At 65.4% G+C, this 16,132-nt stretch carries 17 protein-coding genes; 9 read left to right on the top strand and 8 right to left on the bottom strand.

Annotated elements, in window-relative coordinates; translation table 11 throughout:
- Positions 1–90: 90 nt before the first annotated feature.
- Entirely contained in the window at positions 91–729 is a 639-nt protein-coding gene (gene pdxH / locus DWV00_RS04305; protein ID WP_115532329.1) for a pyridoxamine 5'-phosphate oxidase, read from the bottom strand.
- 212 nt (positions 730–941) lie between these two features.
- On the opposite strand from pdxH, the gene DWV00_RS04300 reads away from it, so the two are divergent.
- Complete coding sequence (locus DWV00_RS04300; RefSeq protein WP_115532799.1) at positions 942–1,814, top strand: tRNA threonylcarbamoyladenosine dehydratase; 873 nt, start codon at positions 942–944, stop codon at positions 1,812–1,814.
- Positions 1,815–1,912: 98 nt separating this feature from the next.
- Here the strand turns inward: DWV00_RS04300 and trxA are convergent, their stop codons facing one another.
- From trxA to tsaE, 4 genes are all read right to left on the bottom strand, one after another.
- On the bottom strand, positions 1,913–2,761 hold the full coding sequence (gene trxA / locus DWV00_RS04295) for a thioredoxin (RefSeq protein WP_115532328.1): 849 nt from the start codon (positions 2,759–2,761) through the stop codon (positions 1,913–1,915).
- Between the two features lie 119 nt (positions 2,762–2,880).
- Complete coding sequence (locus DWV00_RS04290; protein ID WP_425452708.1) at positions 2,881–3,813, bottom strand: pirin family protein; 933 nt, start codon at positions 3,811–3,813, stop codon at positions 2,881–2,883.
- Positions 3,814–3,899: 86 nt separating this feature from the next.
- Positions 3,900–5,510, bottom strand: a complete 1,611-nt coding sequence (locus tag DWV00_RS04285) for an N-acetylmuramoyl-L-alanine amidase (RefSeq protein WP_181885358.1) — start codon at positions 5,508–5,510, stop codon at positions 3,900–3,902.
- Positions 5,492–6,031: a tRNA (adenosine(37)-N6)-threonylcarbamoyltransferase complex ATPase subunit type 1 TsaE gene (gene tsaE / locus DWV00_RS04280; protein ID WP_115532326.1), complete on the bottom strand. Its 540-nt coding sequence runs from the start codon at positions 6,029–6,031 to the stop codon at positions 5,492–5,494. Before tsaE ends, DWV00_RS04285 begins: the two co-directional genes overlap by 19 nt.
- Before the next feature lie 17 nt (positions 6,032–6,048).
- Here tsaE and queG point away from each other — a divergent pair, with 17 nt between their 5' ends.
- The 5 genes from queG (at position 6,049) to plsY (ending at position 10,249) form a co-directional block, all read left to right on the top strand.
- Positions 6,049–7,365 carry a tRNA epoxyqueuosine(34) reductase QueG gene (gene queG / locus DWV00_RS04275; protein ID WP_115532325.1) on the top strand — a complete coding sequence of 439 codons (1,317 nt, stop codon included), beginning with the start codon at positions 6,049–6,051 and terminating at the stop codon, positions 7,363–7,365.
- A gap of 76 nt (positions 7,366–7,441) precedes the next feature.
- Positions 7,442–7,924 (top strand): methylated-DNA--[protein]-cysteine S-methyltransferase, encoded by a 483-nt coding sequence (locus DWV00_RS04270; RefSeq protein WP_115532324.1) that lies wholly within the window; start codon positions 7,442–7,444, stop codon positions 7,922–7,924.
- A 5-nt stretch (positions 7,925–7,929) separates the two neighbouring features.
- Positions 7,930–8,904 (top strand): site-specific tyrosine recombinase XerD, encoded by a 975-nt coding sequence (gene xerD, locus DWV00_RS04265; RefSeq protein WP_115532797.1) that lies wholly within the window; start codon positions 7,930–7,932, stop codon positions 8,902–8,904.
- Positions 8,905–9,017: 113 nt separating this feature from the next.
- Positions 9,018–9,509 (top strand): Cys-tRNA(Pro) deacylase, encoded by a 492-nt coding sequence (ybaK, locus tag DWV00_RS04260; RefSeq protein WP_115532323.1) that lies wholly within the window; start codon positions 9,018–9,020, stop codon positions 9,507–9,509.
- Positions 9,510–9,583: 74 nt separating this feature from the next.
- Complete coding sequence (gene plsY / locus DWV00_RS04255; protein WP_115532322.1) at positions 9,584–10,249, top strand: glycerol-3-phosphate 1-O-acyltransferase PlsY; 666 nt, start codon at positions 9,584–9,586, stop codon at positions 10,247–10,249.
- A 12-nt stretch (positions 10,250–10,261) separates the two neighbouring features.
- On the opposite strand, the gene DWV00_RS04250 is transcribed toward plsY, so the two are convergent.
- Entirely contained in the window at positions 10,262–10,747 is a 486-nt protein-coding gene (locus tag DWV00_RS04250) for a YajQ family cyclic di-GMP-binding protein (RefSeq protein WP_115532321.1), read from the bottom strand.
- Between the two features lie 237 nt (positions 10,748–10,984).
- Here DWV00_RS04250 and murB point away from each other — a divergent pair, with 237 nt between their 5' ends.
- A complete protein-coding gene (murB, locus tag DWV00_RS04245; protein ID WP_115532320.1) occupies positions 10,985–12,016 on the top strand; it encodes a UDP-N-acetylmuramate dehydrogenase in 1,032 nt (343 codons plus the stop codon).
- 29 nt (positions 12,017–12,045) lie between these two features.
- Here the strand turns inward: murB and argF are convergent, their stop codons facing one another.
- The gene (gene argF, locus DWV00_RS04240) at positions 12,046–12,975 is read right to left on the bottom strand and encodes an ornithine carbamoyltransferase (protein WP_115532319.1); all 930 of its coding nucleotides are present in this window, start codon (positions 12,973–12,975) and stop codon (positions 12,046–12,048) included.
- 269 nt (positions 12,976–13,244) lie between these two features.
- Between argF and DWV00_RS04235 the strand changes: the two genes are divergently transcribed.
- Positions 13,245–13,574: a DUF3579 domain-containing protein gene (locus DWV00_RS04235; protein WP_115532318.1), complete on the top strand. Its 330-nt coding sequence runs from the start codon at positions 13,245–13,247 to the stop codon at positions 13,572–13,574.
- A 251-nt stretch (positions 13,575–13,825) separates the two neighbouring features.
- Here the strand turns inward: DWV00_RS04235 and rpsT are convergent, their stop codons facing one another.
- A complete protein-coding gene (rpsT, locus tag DWV00_RS04230) occupies positions 13,826–14,104 on the bottom strand; it encodes a 30S ribosomal protein S20 (RefSeq protein WP_115532317.1) in 279 nt (92 codons plus the stop codon).
- Positions 14,105–14,581: 477 nt separating this feature from the next.
- On the opposite strand from rpsT, the gene murJ reads away from it, so the two are divergent.
- On the top strand, positions 14,582–16,132 hold the full coding sequence (gene murJ, locus DWV00_RS04220) for a murein biosynthesis integral membrane protein MurJ (RefSeq protein ID WP_115532315.1): 1,551 nt from the start codon (positions 14,582–14,584) through the stop codon (positions 16,130–16,132).

Raw genomic sequence — 16,132 nt, 5'->3', positions numbered from 1 at the left:
CGCGGATGGCGTGTTCTTGCACAGACGGCGGAGCCGCCCGCTCTCGTGGGCGGGCAATCGGGCCGGCGCGCGCGGCGCGTCAGCCCGCCGTCAGGGCGATAGTCGCGAGAGGCGCCAGCCTTCGGTGCTCTGGCGTGTGTATAGAATTCGGTCGTGCAGCCGGGAGGGACGTCCCTGCCAGAACTCGATCGTTTCCGGCACGAGGCGGTAGCCGCCCCAGTGGGGCGGGCGCGGCGGGTGATCGCCGAAACGTTCGGCGAACGACTTCTCGCGGGCCTCCAGCAACGCGCGGCTTTCGATTTGCTTGCTCTGATCCGACGCCCAGGCGCCGATTCGCGAGCCGAGCGGTCGCGAATTGAAATAAGCGTCGCTCTCTTCGGCGCTCGCCTTCACCACCGTGCCTTCGACGCGCACCTGGCGCTCGAGCTCGATCCAATAGAACAGAAGGCTTGCGTGCGGATTGGCCGCCAAGTCCAGCCCTTTACGGCTTTCGTAATTCGTGTAGAAGACGAAGCCTCGCTCGTCGACGCCTTTGATCAGGACGATCCGGGCCGACGGATAGCCGCGCGCGTCGACGGTGGCCAGCGTCATCGTATTCGGTTCGGGCAGCCGCGCATCTTGGGCCTGCTTGAACCAGGCTTCGAATTGGCGGAACGGGTCGGCGTCGACGCTCGTTTCGTCGAGCGAGCCGCGCGCGTAGTCTTTACGGAGATCGGCGAGGGTAGTCATATTGTTATGCGACCGCTACAGAGTCGGGGTCAGTATAGCCAACCCGCGAAAAACGTGCCGGGTGTCGCGACACCGCGCTGCAAACGGGGAAACCGGTGAAACGGGTGAAACGCGCAGGCGCGGCGACCGCAGCCTTTGCCGCAAGCCGCCGCCGGCTCGTCCGGCTTCGATGAGGCACAATACAGGCCTTGCTCGTACGATTTGCACGCATCATGTCCAGCCCTCGCGCCACCGCGATCAATTCCGATCTTACTCCCGAGTTCAGCGTCGTCGACGCCCCGCATGACGCCGACCGCGCACGCCGGTTCGGCGGCATCGCCCGCCTTTACGGCCCGGCCGCGCTTGCCGCCTTCGAGCGCGCGCACGTGGCCGTGATCGGGATCGGCGGCGTGGGCTCGTGGGTGGCCGAGGCGCTGGCGCGCAGCGCCGTCGGCAAGCTGACGCTGATCGATCTCGACAACGTGGCGGAGAGCAATACCAACCGCCAGATCCACGCGCTCGACGGCAACTACGGAAAACCGAAGGTCGACGCCATGGCCGAGCGCATCGCGCTGATCGATCGCGCGTGCAAGGTTCGCCGCATCGAGGATTTCGTCGATCCGGACAATTTCGATGCGCTGCTCGGCGGCGGCTTCGACTACGTCGTGGATGCAATCGACAGCGTGCGCACGAAAACGGCGCTCATCGCTTGGTGCGTGAAGCAGGGGCAGCCGCTCATCACGGTGGGTGGAGCGGGCGGGCAGCTTGACCCGACGCGCATCCGGATCGACGATCTGGCGCTGACGATCCAAGATCCGCTGCTCTCGAAGGTGCGCGCGCAGCTACGCAAGCAGCACGGATTTGCCCGAGGGCCCAAGGCCAAATTCAAGGTGAGCGCCGTCTATTCCGACGAACCGCTCATTTATCCCGAGGCGGCCGTGTGCGATATCGACGATGTCGCTCAGCACGTGGACACGTCCGCCGGGCATGCCGGGCCAGTCGGGCTCAATTGCGCGGGATTCGGCTCGAGCGTGTGCGTGACGGCGAGCTTCGGTTTTGCCGCCGCCGCGCACGTGCTGCGCGCCCTAGCCAAGGTGGCGGGCTAAGCGGCGCCTTCGTTCGCGGGCACGGCCGCCGAGCATGCCGGCTGGCCCGCTCGGCGCAAAACCGGGCCGGCCGCGCCGGTGTACGGCGACTCAGCGCGTCAGTTCAACGAGGCGCTGAGCCTGCGGCGCCACTGCGCGATGAGTTCGGGGCGGTGCGCCGCCAAGTCGAAGACGGAGAGCATCGTCTTGCGGCCGACGTCGTCGCGGAACGCCCGATCGCGCTTGACGATTTCCAGAAGGTGCTCGAGCGCTGGCTCGTACGCACGCCGCGCGATCAGCGCGCTGGCCAAGTCGAAGCGCGCTTCCAGATTGCCCGGATCGCTTGCCACGGCCGCTTCGAGCGCATCGGTCGGCGGCAGTTCCGCGGCCGCGTCGAGGGCGTCCAGCCGCGTCTTCAGCGTGTTGTAGCGCGCGTCGATTCCCTGAGTGATCTTCGGCGAAAGCAGTTCGGCCTCGCGGCGCGCGTCCTCGACCTGCTCTTCGTCGAGCAGCAGTTCGATCAAATCGAGCCGCGCCTCGTCGTAGCCGGGATCGAGCGCGAGCGCCGCCTGCAAGTGATCGCGCGCGACACCGCGCTGGCCTTGGTCGAGCGCGAGCAGCGCGGAGCGGTGCTCGGCTTGGGCGGGGTTCGGCACGAGCCGCTCGATGAACGCGCGCAGTTGGCCCTCCGGCAGCACGCCGGTGAATTGATCGACCGGACGGCCGCCCGCGAACGCGACGACGTGCGGAATGCTGCGCACCTGAAAATGCGCGGCAAGCTGCGGGTCTTCGTCGACGTTGACTTTCACGAGCCGCCAGCGGCCGGCGTATTCGTGCTCGAGCTTTTCGAGGAGCGGCCCGAGCGAGGTGCAAGGGCCGCACCACGGTGCCCAGAAATCGACCAGGACGGGCGCGTGGGCGGAAGCGTCGATCACGTCTTTTTCGAAAGTGGCCAATGTGGTGTTCATCGCGTCCTCATGGTGGGCTGGGGGCTGCTTGCGAACGGTCCGAACGGCGCAAACCGTACGAACGGTTCGAACTCGACGAGCAGATGCCAGTGCTGCAGATGGGTGCGGCTCGCGCCATTTCAACCTTTCGGCGGCGGCGCCCCGCGTTCGGGCAGCGCAATCCATTCCGTCTCGCCGGGTACCTTGCCCATGGTCTGGCCGGTCCACGCCGCTTTGGCTTGCGCGATCTTTTCGCGCGAACTCGCCACGAAATTCCATTCGATGAAGCGCTCGCCGTCGAGTTTCGCGCCGCCGAGCAGCATGACGGTCGCGCCGGCGCGGCTCGATAGCGTCACCGTCTCGCCCTGCGCGAGCACGGCCATGTGGAAAGGGTCGAGCGGCTCGCCGTCGATCGCGAGATCGCCGTCGACGAGATAGACCCCGCGCTCCTCATGCTCGGGCTCGAGCGCGAGCGCCCCGTCCGGGGCAAAGTTCGCCGCCACGTAGAGGGTCGGCGAGTAGGTGCGCGTCGGCGCCTGCGAGCCGAACGCACTGCCGGCGATGACGGTCAGCGTGACGCCGTTGCGTTCGATCTGCGGCAGCGTCGCGGCCGCATGGTGCTCGAACGACGGTTCGTCGGCTTCGTGCGCGAGCGGCAACGCTACCCACGTTTGGATGCCGTGCATCGTCTGGCCCCGGCGCCGCTCCTCGTCCGGCGTGCGCTCGGAGTGGACGATGCCGCGGCCGGCCGTCATCCAATTGACGTCGCCGGGCGTGATGCGCTGCACGGAGCCGATGCTGTCGCGATGAAGCATGGCGCCTTCGAACAGATAGGTGACCGTGGCGAGGCCGATATGCGGATGCGGCCGCACGTCGACCCCTGTGTCCGGCGCGTAGCGCGCGGGCCCCATGTGGTCGAAGAAGATGAACGGGCCGACGAGGCGAGCCGCGAGCGCGGGCAGCACGCGACGCACCGAGAGGCTGCCGATGTCGCGCAGCGTCGGCTTGAGGATGGCTTTGACGGGTGTCGGCACGGCGCACTCCCTGCTGGACTTGGGGCTTGGGCCGACCATTGTACTTCGCCGCATCGATCCGGCCGCGCGGCGCGCGCAGGGCCGGCGGCCTGCGCCGCCGGGCTCGCGCGCACCCGGCGCCGGTATCACGCCATGCGATTCTTGGAGAGCGGCGGGTTCGCCGCGAAGTAGCGCTTGATGCCTTTGAGGATCGCGTTCGCCATTTCGGCGCGATAGCTGTCGTCGTTCAGCTTCTTTTCTTCCTCGGGGTTGCTGATGAAAGCGGTTTCCACGAGGATCGAAGGAATGTCGGGCGCCTTGAGCACGGCAAAGCCGGCTTGCTCGACCGAGCCTTTGTGCAGCTTGTTGATCTCGCCGACTTCCTTGAGCACGAACGAGCCGTAGCGCAGCGAGTCGCGGATTTGCGCCGTCGTCGACATGTCGAACAGCGCGCGGTTGACCGATTCGTCCTGCGTTTTCACGTTGATGCCGCCGATCAGATCCGATGAATTCTCCTTATTGGCCATCCAGCGCGCCGCGGCGCTCGTCGCACCGTGCTCGGACAGCGCGAAGACCGACGAACCGCGTGCCTCGGGCGTCGTGAAGGCATCGGCGTGGACCGATACGAACAGATCGGCGCCGACGCGCCGCGCCTTTTGCACGCGCACGTTCAAGGGCACGAAGAAGTCGGCGTCGCGCGTCATCATCGACCGCATGTTCGGCTGCGCATCGATCAGCGCGCGCAGTTTCTTGGCGACATCGAGCGCGATGTGCTTCTCGTAGGTGCCGGCGCTGCCGATCGCGCCCGGATCCTCGCCGCCGTGCCCCGGATCGATCGCGACCGTCAGCAGGCGCACGGTCTTGCCGGACTTGGGCGTCGTGAACGCATAGGCGTCGGCATCGCCATTGTTGGCAAGGCCGTCGTCCGTGGCGCCGGGGCTCTTGTCGGGCGAGTTCTTGCGCTGGGCGAGCGCCTGCGGGCCAGTGGGCGGCTTCGGCGCCTTGTGCGCGGCGCCGGCTCCAGCCCCAGGCGAAGCCGGCGCACTCGGCGAGCCCGGTGCTCCCGGCGGCGTGTTCTGCGCGTAGTGCTCGAAAAACGCGTCGCTGTTGTCGGGTGCGGCGGGCGGCGAAGCAGGCCCCGCATCCGGCCCCGCGAGCGGCGCGGGTGCGTTTTGCAGCGCGTCGTCGCTGCGCGCGCTGTCATCCAGGCGCTTTTCCTTGCGCTCGGTTTCGGCCAGCAACTCCATCAGCGGATCCGGCGCGACGCTCGGATACAGGTCGAGGACGAGCCGGTAGCGATAGCTGCCCACCGGCGGCAGAGAAAACACCTGCGGCTTGACCGAGTCTTTCAGGTCGAACACGAGGCGCACCACATGCGGCTGGTATTGGCCGACGCGCACGGTCTTGATCTGCGGATCGTTCGGCGTGATCTTCGAGACGAGATCGCGCAGCGCCTGATCGAGATCGAGGCCGTTCAGATCGACGACGAGGCGATCGGGGCCTTGCAGCAGTTGCTGGGTCGTCTCCAGCGGCTGATCCGATTCGATCGTCACGCGTGTGTAGTCGCGCGCGGGCCACACGCGCACGCCGAGCACGGAACTGGCAAACGCCAGGCGCGGGAGCGCGAGCGACGACGCGAGCCCGAGGATGATCGTCGATGCGCCCGCGCGCAGCACTTGGCGGCGGCGCCAGTTATGCGTCGCCGTTGCGGCCGATTCGATCGACTTGAACGGTTTGATCAACATCTTTCGAGACATGCTTTTCCTGATTCGCTATACGCGCTGGCATCGAGCAGGCGCCGGTCGCCGTCGAAAGGTTCGAGGGCAAGGACGAGATCGGGCGTGCCGAGCAGCGCGCCGGCTTTTTGCGGCCATTCGACGAGGCAGACGGCACCTGCATCGAAATATTCGCGAAAGCCGGCGTCAAGCCACTCCGCCGGATCGGCAAAGCGGTAAAGATCGAAATGGTAGAGCTCGAGTTCCCCTGCATCGCGCGGGAGCGCGTACGGTTCGACGAGCGTGTAGGTTGGGCTGCGCACGCGGCCCGTATGGCCGAGCCCGGCGAGCGTCGCGCGCACGAGCGTTGTCTTGCCGGCGCCGAGATCCCCGAGCAGCTGGACGTGCAGGCCGCTGAAATGGGGCGCGGCGCGCACCTGATCGATCGCATGCGCGAAGCGCACGCCGAACGCGTCGGTGGCCGCGAGATCGTCGAGCGCGAACCGGCGCTCTAGCAGCGCTTTCGCGAGCGGGAAAGACGACGAAGCGGGTGCGGCAGGCATTCTCGTAAAATAGCGGGATGAAACAAAGTCCGGAACAGGCCACCTTCGGCACGAGCACGCACGGCGAATCCGACCGTGCCGGCGATATTGCCGTGCGCCTCGACGATGCCGCGCTCGCGACACTTGCGCGACGGGTCAAGACGTGGGGCCGCGAGCTGGGCTTTTCCGCCGTCGGAATCAGCGACACCGACCTCTCCGAGGCCGAAGCGGCGCTAGCCGCTTGGCTCGAGGCGGGCTGCCACGGCGAGATGGATTATATGGCCAAACATGGTGCCAAACGTGCACGTCCGGCCGAGCTTGTGGCCGGCACGCGACGTGTTATTACGGCTCGCATGGCATATTTGCCCGCGGCGACACTCGCCCGAAACCCCGGTGAAAGCACATCGTCAGCCATGCCCCCCGGCGAGCGCGACGATTGGCGCGCGCGCGAACTCGCACGTCTTACCGACCCGTCGGCGGCAGTCGTCTCGATCTATGCACGCGGACGCGATTATCACAAGGTGATGCGGGCGCGCCTGCAGCAGCTGGCCGAGCGCATCGAGCACGAGATCGGCGCATACGGCTATCGTGTCTTCACCGATTCGGCGCCGGTGCTCGAGGTCGCGCTCGCGCAAAAGGCCGGCATCGGGTGGCGCGGCAAGCACACGCTGCTGCTCGAACGCGACGCGGGGTCGCTGTTCTTTCTCGGCGAAATCTACGTCGACATTCCGTTGCCGACCGATGCGCAGACGGAGCCCGCGCGCGCGACGCGAGAGGCCGGCGCGCATTGCGGACAGTGCACGCGCTGTATCGATGCATGTCCGACCGGTGCGATCGTCGGGCCTTATCGCGTCGATGCGCGCCGCTGCATTTCGTATTTGACGATCGAGCTGAAAGGCAGCATTCCCGAGGCGCTGCGGCCGTTGATCGGGAATCGAGTCTATGGCTGCGACGACTGCCAGCTCGTCTGTCCGTGGAACAAGTTCGCCCAAGCGGCGCCCGTGGACGACTTCGATGTGCGGCATGGGCTCGATCGCGCGACACTCGTCGAATTGTTCGCCTGGAGCGCCGAGGCTTTCGATACGCGCATGCAGGGCAGCGCGATCCGGCGTATCGGCTATGAGCGATGGCTGCGCAACCTGGCCGTGGCGATGGGCAATGCCTTGCGCGCCGGGCGTCCCGAGTCGGCCGCGAAGGATGCTGAGCAAAGCGCTGAGCAAGGGGGCGAGCCGAATCGGCCGGCTCCGCTCGACGCCGACGCGCGCGAGCGGATCGTCGCGGCGTTGCGCGAGCGGGCCGACGATCCCTCGCCGCTCGTGCGCGAGCACGTGCACTGGGCGCTGCGGGCAGCGTAAGCTAGTGCTGCATAGTGCTGCAATCGACGGGGCGAATATCGGCGCACCGTTTACCGCTATCTACCGGAGAGAATCGATGTACGACGCCGTCGTCAGCGCGCCGTTCGGCAAAGTGGGGATCGAAGTCGATGCGGCGGCCGGCGTCGTTCGCGCGATCTGCTACCTCGAGGATTCGGTTCCGGCGCGCGCGCCCGATTCGGCGATCGCCGAACGCGCCGCGCGGCAGATCGAGCGCTATCTGGCGGACGCCGGCGCGCCGTTCGATTTGCCGCTCGCCGACGCCGGCACACCGTTTCAGCGCCGCGTCTGGCAGGCGATGTGCGAAATCCCGCTCGGCAGCGTGATGACCTACGGCGCGCTCGCCCGGCAGGTGGGCGGCGTGGCGCGCGCGGTGGGGCAAGCGTGCGGCGACAATCCGTTTCCGCTCGTGATTCCGTGCCATCGCGTCGTTGGGGCGAACGGGCTCGGCGGTTTCTCTCATCATGCGGGCGGCTTCTACCCGAGCGTGAAACGCTGGCTGCTCGCGCATGAAAGCAGCCAATTGGCGCTCGCGCTATGAGCGGGATGAACGCACTCTCCTCGGTCGACGCGCCGGATCTATCCTCACAGCCCGGAGAGCCGCCGGCCGACGCGGCGGCGTCGGCGCTGCAGGCGGCCAACGTACGCTCGATCGACGCGTTCAGTGACGCGCTTTGGCTCGAACACGGTCTCGCACGCAATACGCTCGATGCCTACGGCCGCGATCTGCGATTGTTCGCCGACTGGCTGGCCCGCACCCATGCCGTCGGCATCGACGCGGCTCAGGAAAAGCACGTCAACGGCTACCTCGCCGCGCGCAGCGACGGTAAGGCGACGTCCGCGAATCGCCGCCTATCCGTCTTTCGCCGCTATTACGCATGGGCGCTGCGCGAACACCGGGTGAGCGCCGATCCGACGATGAAAATCCGCTCGGCGAAGCAGGCGCCGCGCTTTCCGTCGACGTTGACCGAGGCGCAGGTCGAAGCGCTGCTGGCGGCGCCCGACGTCGATACCGAACTCGGCCTGCGCGACCGCACGATGCTCGAGCTGATGTATGCGAGCGGGCTGCGCGTGAGCGAACTGGTGGGGCTGGGGACGGTGGAAGTGGGCCTGAACGAAGGTGTCGTGCGCGTGATGGGCAAGGGGTCGAAAGAGCGTCTGGTGCCGTTCGGCGAGGAAGCGCATGGCTGGATCACGCGCTATCTGCGCGACGCCCGGCCGGCGCTGATCGGCGCGCGAGCGGCCGACGCGCTGTTCGTCACGGCGCGCGGCGAGGGCATGACGCGCCAGCAGTTCTGGAACATTATCAAGCGGCATGCACGCGCGGCCGACGTGAACACGCCGCTGTCGCCGCACACGCTGCGCCACGCGTTCGCGACCCACCTCATCAATCATGGGGCCGACCTGCGCGTCGTGCAGCTTCTGCTTGGCCACGCCGATATTTCGACCACTCAGATCTACACGCACGTTGCCCGGGAGCGCTTGAAGACGCTGCACGCGGCGCATCATCCGCGCGGGTGAGAGCCGCGGGCCGAGCGGTGGCTCGTGGTTCCCGGCTCGCTGGCTTGCGGGCAGGAACGCCCTGAGCGCGATGCGGCATGTAAGCGCGGGGCGGTTGCGCTTACAATGCGCCGATGAGCAAAACCAAACATGTTTCGGAGACCCAGGCTACGCAGTTCCTGCGACGCCACGACGTGAGCTTCGGGGAACACCCCTACGAGTACGTGGAGCATGGCGGTACGGCCGAATCGGCACGCCAGCTCGGCGTCGATGAGCATTGCGTGGTTAAGACGCTCGTGATGGAGGACGAGAACGCGAAGCCGCTCATCGTCCTCATGCACGGCGATCGCACGGTGTCGACGAAGAACCTCGCCCGGCAAATCGGCGCCAAGCGCGTCGAGCCCTGCAAGCCCGACGTGGCCAATCGCCACTCCGGTTATCTCGTCGGCGGCACCTCGCCGTTCGGCACGAAAAAGACGATGCCCATCTATGTCGAATCGAGCATTCTCGAACTCGATGCGATCTACCTGAACGGCGGACGCCGAGGCTACCTCGTCAGCCTCTCGCCTTCGGTGCTGACGTCGCTGCTCGATGCGCGCCCCGTGCAATGCGCCAGCATCGAATGAACCGTGCCGTTCTGTAGAATGAGCCGCCCGCGCGCTTTCTGCGCTATGCCCGCCAAGTCGAAAGAGTTCCGCTTATGTCATTGCTGATCGCCACTATCGCCGCCTATTTGATCGGATCGGTCTCGTTCGCCGTGATCGTCAGCGCCGCCATGGGGCTGGCCGACCCGCGTTCGTACGGATCGAAGAACCCCGGCGCGACCAACGTGCTGCGCAGCGGCAACAAGAAGGCGGCCATTCTCACGCTGCTCGGCGACGCGTTCAAGGGCTGGCTGGCCGTCTGGCTCGTCGCCCGCTTCGGGCCGCGCTTCGGACTCGACGATGCGGCCGTGGCGCTGGCCGCGATCGCGGTGTTTCTGGGGCACCTCTATCCGGTCTTTTTCAAATTCAAAGGGGGCAAGGGAGTGGCAACGGCCGCCGGCGTGCTGCTCGCGATCCATCCCGTGCTGGGGCTCGGGACCGCGCTGACCTGGCTCATCATCGCGTTCTTCTTCCGGTATTCGTCGTTCGCGGCGCTCGTGGCGGCGGTGTTCGCGCCGCTGTTCGACATCTTCATGTTCGGCCCTAATCCGATTGCCTGGGCCGTATTCGCGATGGGCGCGCTGCTCATTTGGCGGCACCGCGCCAACATCGCGAAGCTGATTGCCGGTACCGAAAGCCGCATCGGCGCGAAGAAGGATAAGGATGCGGCGCAAGCCGGCGCCAAGTCCGGCTCGAGCGCCACGCACGCCCGCAAGCATTGAGAACGAGCAAGATCAGTCGCGGAAGTTGTTGAAGTCGAGCGGCGTGTCGGTCACGTCCTTGCGCAGCATGGCGATCACGCTTTGCAGATCGTCGCGCTTGGTGCCCGTTACGCGCACGGCGTCGCCCTGAATGCTCGCCTGCACTTTGATCTTGCTGTCTTTCACGAGCTTGACGATCTTCTTGGCGAGATCGCCCGATACGCCCTTCTTGATCTTGACGATTTGCTTGACCTTGTCGCCGCCGATTTTTTCGACTTTGCCGTAGTCGAGAAAGCGTACGTCGACGTTGCGCTTGGCCATTTTCGACAGCACGACGTCTTTCACCTGGCCGAGCTTGAAATCGTCGTCGGCGAACATCGTCAGTTCGTGCTCCTTTTGCTCGACGCGCGCGTCGGACCCTTTGAAGTCGAAGCGCGTGGAGATTTCCTTGTTGGATTGCTCGATCGCGTTCTTCACTTCGATCATGTTGGCTTCGCAGACGACGTCGAACGACGGCATATTCATTTCTCCCGACTATGTTTTGACGAGCGGCAGCGGACCCACGCCGGCTGCCGCATACATGGCTTGCGTGCCCGCGCAGGCGCTGGGCCGCGGGCACTCGCTATAATCACGACCGAACGCTATTTTACCGATGCCTGTCTTCCGAGAAAACGCCGGGCGGCCAGCGCGCAGCGAGCGATACCTCGCATTGTGCGACGCTTGCCCCGGTCGTGCAGGCAATCCCGCTCTTCGCCGATGTCCTCTTCCGATCCGCTACTGCTTCTACCCGACTATCCGCTGCGCGCGCACAACACGTTCGGCTTCGACGCGCGGGCGCGCTGGTTCTGCCGCATCGAATCGCCCGCTCAGCTCACCGCGGCGCTGCGCGACGAGCGGGTAGCCGCTTGCCCGCATCTCCTGCTCGGCGGCGGCAGCAACGTCGTGCTCACCCGCGATTTCGAGGGCGTCGTCCTGCACGTGGCGCTCGCGGGCAAGCGCCTCGTGCGCGAAGACGACGATGCTTGGTACGTCGAGGCGGCGGCCGGGGAGAATTGGCACGATTTCGTCGCCTGGACGCTCGCGAACGGCTTCCCGGGGCTCGAGAACCTGGCGCTGATTCCCGGCACCGTCGGTGCCGCGCCGATTCAAAACATCGGGGCGTACGGGATCGAGATGGCCGAGCGCTTCGATTCGCTGCGCGCGCTCGAACTGGCGACGGGCGAAACGGTGGAACTCGATGCCGCGCAATGCCGATTCGGCTACCGCGACAGTTTCTTCAAACGGGAAGGGCGAGACCGGTTCGCGATCACGTCGGTGACGTTCCGCTTGCCGAAGGCATGGGCGCCGCGAGCCGACTATGCCGACGTCGCGCGAGCGCTCGAGTCGAGTTCGGCCGGGGCATCGCCGCAGGCGATTTTCGATGCGGTCGTGGCCGTGCGGCGGGCAAAGCTGCCGGATCCGGCAACGCTCGGCAATGCGGGGAGCTTCTTCAAGAACCCCGTTGTCGATGCGGCAACGTTCGAAGCGCTGCATGCGCGCGAGCCGCAAATCGTCTCGTATGCGCAGCCCGATGGGCGCGTGAAGCTCGCGGCCGGTTGGCTCATCGATCGGTGCGGCTGGAAGGGGCGGGTGATGGGAGCGGCCGCCGTTCATGAGCGGCAGGCGCTGGTGCTGGTCAATCGCGGCGGCGCGACAGGAGCACAGGTGCTCGCACTCGCGCAAGCCATCCAGCGGGACGTGCGTGATCGGTTCGGCGTTCAGCTGGAACCGGAGCCCGTCGTCGTTTGACGCCGGGCCCGCAGGCCCGGCGGGCAGTTTCAGTGATTGAGCTTGCCGAGCAGCAAGAACTCCATCAGTGCCTTCTGCACATGCAGCCGGTTCTCGGCCTCGTCCCAAACGACGCTTTGCGGGCCGTCGATCACCTCGGCGGTGACTTCCTCGCCACGGTGGGCGGGCAGACAGTGCATGAACAGGGCGTCCGGAAGCGCGCGGCTCATCATGTCGGTGTCGACGCACCAATCGGCGAACGCGGCCTTGCGCGCTTCGTTTTCGGCCTCGAAGCCCATGCTGGTCCAGACGTCGGTCGTGACGAGATCGGCGCCTTGGCAGGCTTCGTTCGGATCCTCGAATTCCTCAAAGGACGACTCGCTGCCGGGGGCGACCAGTGCCGGGTCGAGCTTATAGCCGGCCGGCGTCGACAGGCGCAGCTTGAAGCCGAGAATCTGCGCGGCCTCGATCCAGGTGTAGAGCATGTTGTTCGCGTCGCCGACCCAGGCCACCGTCTTGCCCGCGATCGGACCCCGATGCTCGTAGAACGTGAAAATATCCGCGAGCACCTGGCATGGGTGATACTCGTTCGTCAGGCCGTTGATGACGGGCACGCGCGAGTTTTCCGCGAAGCGGCGCAGGATATCCTGCCCGAACGTGCGGATCATGATGATGTCGACCATCCGCGAAATCACCTGAGCCGCGTCTTCGATCGGCTCGCCGCGGCCGAGTTGGGTATCGCGCGTGCTCATGAACACGGCATGGCCGCCGAGCTGGAAGATGCCGGCTTCGAACGACAGCCGCGTGCGCGTCGAACTCTTCTCGAAGATCATCGCGAGCGTGCGGTCGTGCAGCGGGTGATAGGTCTCGTAGTTCTTGAACTTGCGCTTCAGGATGCGGGCGCGCTCCAGCACGTACTCGTAGTCGTCCCGGGAGAAGTCGTTGAACTGCAGGTAGTGTCGGATCTGTTTGGCGGCCATAAAACAAATACGGCGGGCCTCACCCGGTATGAATGTAGCGTTCGGCGAACGCTATCGATACCGGACGGCGCCGCCGTCGGATGTGGTAACTACAGGCAGCATAAAGGATTTCTTTTGGTTTGACGAGGTTTGGCGAGCCGCGCGGATGCCCGCCCGGCGGGCATGCCCCGTTTGTGTGCAGTGCGGCAAAAGTCGCTTCCGGTGGTATAATCGACGAGTTTTCCCAAGCCCGGCGGGCAGGCTTCGGGCAAGTTACATGGGTTTTTTACATGGCCGAAGCATCCCACACTGAATACTTCATTCAAGGCATCACCAAGAACGGAAAGAAATTCCGTCCTAGTGATTGGTCGGAACGCCTCGCGGGTGTCATGTCCTGCTTCGGCCCCGGCGCCCACGGCCCGAACGCGCGGCTGCAGTACTCGCGCTACGTGCGTCCCACACTTCTTGGCGATCTCAAGTGCGTCATCGTCGATTCGCGGCTGCGCGAGATCGAACCGATGGCCTTCGATTTCGTCATGAATTTCGCAAAAGACAACGACCTCGTGGTGACCGAGGCTTGCGAGTTGCCCGACGATCACGGCGCGGTGCAGAAGCAATAAGGAAGTTGGGCCCGGTTGAGGGCCTGCGCCTGCCTAATGAGGAAAGGCGAGAAGGAAAGGCGAGATCGGCCGAGCGGTTTCGACCGAGATTGAAGATCAATGAAGATCGCGCCGAATTCGGCACGCAAAAAAGCCCGCAAATCGAAAAATGCGGGCTTTTTTGTTGCCGAGCAAGCGCTTCCGGCGGCGGGTTCGCTGATCGAACGTGCCGCCGGTCAAGCGAGGCGACAGGCGCCCCGCCCGCTGCAGACTTACTGCGCAGCTGCGGCTTGCAGGCCCTTGATGGCTGCAGCCAGACGGCTCTTATGGCGAGCGGCCTTGTTCTTGTGAACGATTTTCTTGTCGGCGATGATGTCCATCGTCTTCGACGAAGCTTGGAAAAGCTCGACGGCCTTGGCTTGGTCGCCGGCTTCGATCGCCTTGCGGACAGCCTTGACTGCCGTGCGGTACTTCGAGCGCAGGGCCGAGTTGTGCGAGTTCGCTTTGGCGGCCTGACGGGCGCGCTTGCGTGCTTGTGCGGAGTTAGCCATGAGAGTTCCTTGTCCTGTACTGTTTCGGCGCCCGGCCGGTAGGCCGATCGAGTGCCGCTTTTGGTCCGAACTTCCGGAAGCGATTGCCCGGAAGTGCAAATACACCGGCGTAGCGTGCTCGTGGTTTTCGCGAACTCGCCGCGAACACGGCGGCAAGCAAACCACTGCCTGACGCTCGCCGTTGGGCCCTTAGCCGGCCTCTCAGCCAGCAACCCGGGCCGGCCAAAAACGAGGAAAGGCCGGCTTGAAACCGAGATTGAGCTTCGAAACGCGCGAGTATAGCAACAAAATCAGGCACATGGCAAGCGCGCGGCAAATGACGCGCTGCTGCAACCGATCGCGGCGAGCGGGGTCGAAGAGGGCTGGATGTCCGTTCGGCCGTGCGGCCGACGTCTTTAAATCCGCCATGTCGGCGGCGGCGCGGCCGACCAGTCTTTGATACGGGGCGGGCCGTCGGTATCCGTATAATTCGCCCCCATGAATCTTTTCCGAGCCCTGCTGACGGTCAGCGGCTTCACGCTGCTGTCGCGCGTGACCGGTCTGGCCCGCGAGACGCTGATCGCCCGTGCGTTCGGCGCCAGTCAATTCACGGACGCGTTCTACGTCGCTTTCCGTATCCCGAACCTGCTGCGGCGCCTGTCCGCCGAAGGCGCATTCTCGCAGGCGTTCGTGCCGATCCTGGCCGAGTTCAAGAATCAACAAGGCCACGACGCCACCAAGGCGCTCGTCGACGCGATGTCGACCGTGCTCGCGTGGATCCTGGCCCTCGTCTCCGTCCTGGGCGTGCTGGGTTCCTCCTGGGTCGTGTTCGTGGTCGCGTCGGGCTTGCGGGCCGACGGGCAGGCGTTCGGTCTGGCCGTGGCGATGACGCGGATCATGTTCCCGTACATCATCTTCATCTCGCTGACGACGCTGGCCGCCGGCGTACTGAATACGTACGGCAAGTTCTCGCTGCCCGCCTTCGCGCCCGTGCTGCTGAATATCGTGTTCATCATCGCGGCCGTGTTCGTCGCGCCGCATATGAAGGTGCCCGTGTATGCGCTGGCTTGGGCCGTCGTCGTCGGCGGCGTGCTGCAGTTCTTCGTGCAGCTGCCGGCGCTCGGCAAGATCGACATGGCGCCGCGCATCGGATTCAATCCGTTCGCCGCGCTTGCGCACCGCGGCGTCAAGCGTGTGCTCCTCAAGATGGTACCGGCGACGCTCGCCGTGTCGGTCGCGCAGATCAGTCTCATCATCAATACGAACATCGCTTCGCGACTCGGGCCCGGCGCCGTTTCATGGATTTACTACGCCGATCGCCTGATGGAGTTTCCGACGGCCCTGCTCGGCGTCGCGCTCGGCACGATCTTGCTGCCGAGCCTGGCGAAGGCGCATGCCGACGCAGATCCGCACGAATATTCGTCGCTGCTCGATTGGGGGCTGCGCGTGACCTTCTTGCTTGCCATGCCGAGCGCGCTCGCGCTGCTTTTCTTTGCCGATCCGCTCACGGCGGCGCTGTTCGACTATGGCCGGTTCGACGCCCACTCCGTGGTGATGGTCGGCCGCGCGCTGACGGCATACGGGGTCGGCCTGATCGGCCTGATCCTCATCAAGATCCTCGCGCCGGGCTTTTACGCCAAGCAGGACATCAAGACGCCGGTGAAGATCGGGATCGCGGTGCTGATCGTCACGCAGCTGTCGAACTACGCGTTCGTGCCCTTGCTCTCGCATGCGGGACTCACGCTCAGCGTCGGGCTCGGAGCTTGCGTTAACGCTTCGCTGTTGTTCATCGGTTTGCGCCGGCGCGGCATCTATACTCCGTCGAGCGGGTGGCTGCATTTTCTCGTGCAACTGGCGGGGGCGTCGCTGCTGCTCGCCGGCGCGATGCACTGGTGCGCCATCAATTTCGACTGGATCGGCTTGCGCGCGCATCCTTTCGAGCGCATTGCGCTGCTCGGTTCCTGCCTCGTTCTGTTTGCCGCACTATATTTCAGTATGCTTTGGCTGATGGGATTCAAATACGCGTACTTCAGAAGGCGTGCCAAGTGA

The sequence above is a fragment of the Trinickia dinghuensis genome (assembly GCF_003367175.1).
In the GTDB taxonomy this organism is placed as follows: domain Bacteria; phylum Pseudomonadota; class Gammaproteobacteria; order Burkholderiales; family Burkholderiaceae; genus Trinickia; species Trinickia dinghuensis.
The sequence above is the reverse complement of the archived record's forward strand: the minus strand, read 5'-3'. Positions and strand labels throughout refer to the sequence as shown.

What these genes read in the sequence shown, in the direction of transcription:
- pdxH (WP_115532329.1), bottom strand. Translation starts at nt 729, where the DNA reads ATGACTACCCTCGCCGATCTCCGTAAAGACTACGCGCGCGGCTCGCTC.
- DWV00_RS04300 (WP_115532799.1), top strand. Translation starts at nt 942, where the DNA reads ATGTCCAGCCCTCGCGCCACCGCGATCAATTCCGATCTTACTCCCGAG.
- trxA (WP_115532328.1), bottom strand. Translation starts at nt 2,761, where the DNA reads ATGAACACCACATTGGCCACTTTCGAAAAAGACGTGATCGACGCTTCC.
- DWV00_RS04290 (WP_425452708.1), bottom strand. Translation starts at nt 3,813, where the DNA reads ATGGTCGGCCCAAGCCCCAAGTCCAGCAGGGAGTGCGCCGTGCCGACA.
- DWV00_RS04285 (WP_181885358.1), bottom strand. Translation starts at nt 5,510, where the DNA reads ATGTCTCGAAAGATGTTGATCAAACCGTTCAAGTCGATCGAATCGGCC.
- tsaE (WP_115532326.1), bottom strand. Translation starts at nt 6,031, where the DNA reads ATGCCTGCCGCACCCGCTTCGTCGTCTTTCCCGCTCGCGAAAGCGCTG.
- queG (WP_115532325.1), top strand. Translation starts at nt 6,049, where the DNA reads ATGAAACAAAGTCCGGAACAGGCCACCTTCGGCACGAGCACGCACGGC.
- DWV00_RS04270 (WP_115532324.1), top strand. Translation starts at nt 7,442, where the DNA reads ATGTACGACGCCGTCGTCAGCGCGCCGTTCGGCAAAGTGGGGATCGAA.
- xerD (WP_115532797.1), top strand. Translation starts at nt 7,930, where the DNA reads ATGAACGCACTCTCCTCGGTCGACGCGCCGGATCTATCCTCACAGCCC.
- ybaK (WP_115532323.1), top strand. Translation starts at nt 9,018, where the DNA reads ATGAGCAAAACCAAACATGTTTCGGAGACCCAGGCTACGCAGTTCCTG.
- plsY (WP_115532322.1), top strand. Translation starts at nt 9,584, where the DNA reads ATGTCATTGCTGATCGCCACTATCGCCGCCTATTTGATCGGATCGGTC.
- DWV00_RS04250 (WP_115532321.1), bottom strand. Translation starts at nt 10,747, where the DNA reads ATGCCGTCGTTCGACGTCGTCTGCGAAGCCAACATGATCGAAGTGAAG.
- murB (WP_115532320.1), top strand. Translation starts at nt 10,985, where the DNA reads ATGTCCTCTTCCGATCCGCTACTGCTTCTACCCGACTATCCGCTGCGC.
- argF (WP_115532319.1), bottom strand. Translation starts at nt 12,975, where the DNA reads ATGGCCGCCAAACAGATCCGACACTACCTGCAGTTCAACGACTTCTCC.
- DWV00_RS04235 (WP_115532318.1), top strand. Translation starts at nt 13,245, where the DNA reads ATGGCCGAAGCATCCCACACTGAATACTTCATTCAAGGCATCACCAAG.
- rpsT (WP_115532317.1), bottom strand. Translation starts at nt 14,104, where the DNA reads ATGGCTAACTCCGCACAAGCACGCAAGCGCGCCCGTCAGGCCGCCAAA.
- murJ (WP_115532315.1), top strand. Translation starts at nt 14,582, where the DNA reads ATGAATCTTTTCCGAGCCCTGCTGACGGTCAGCGGCTTCACGCTGCTG.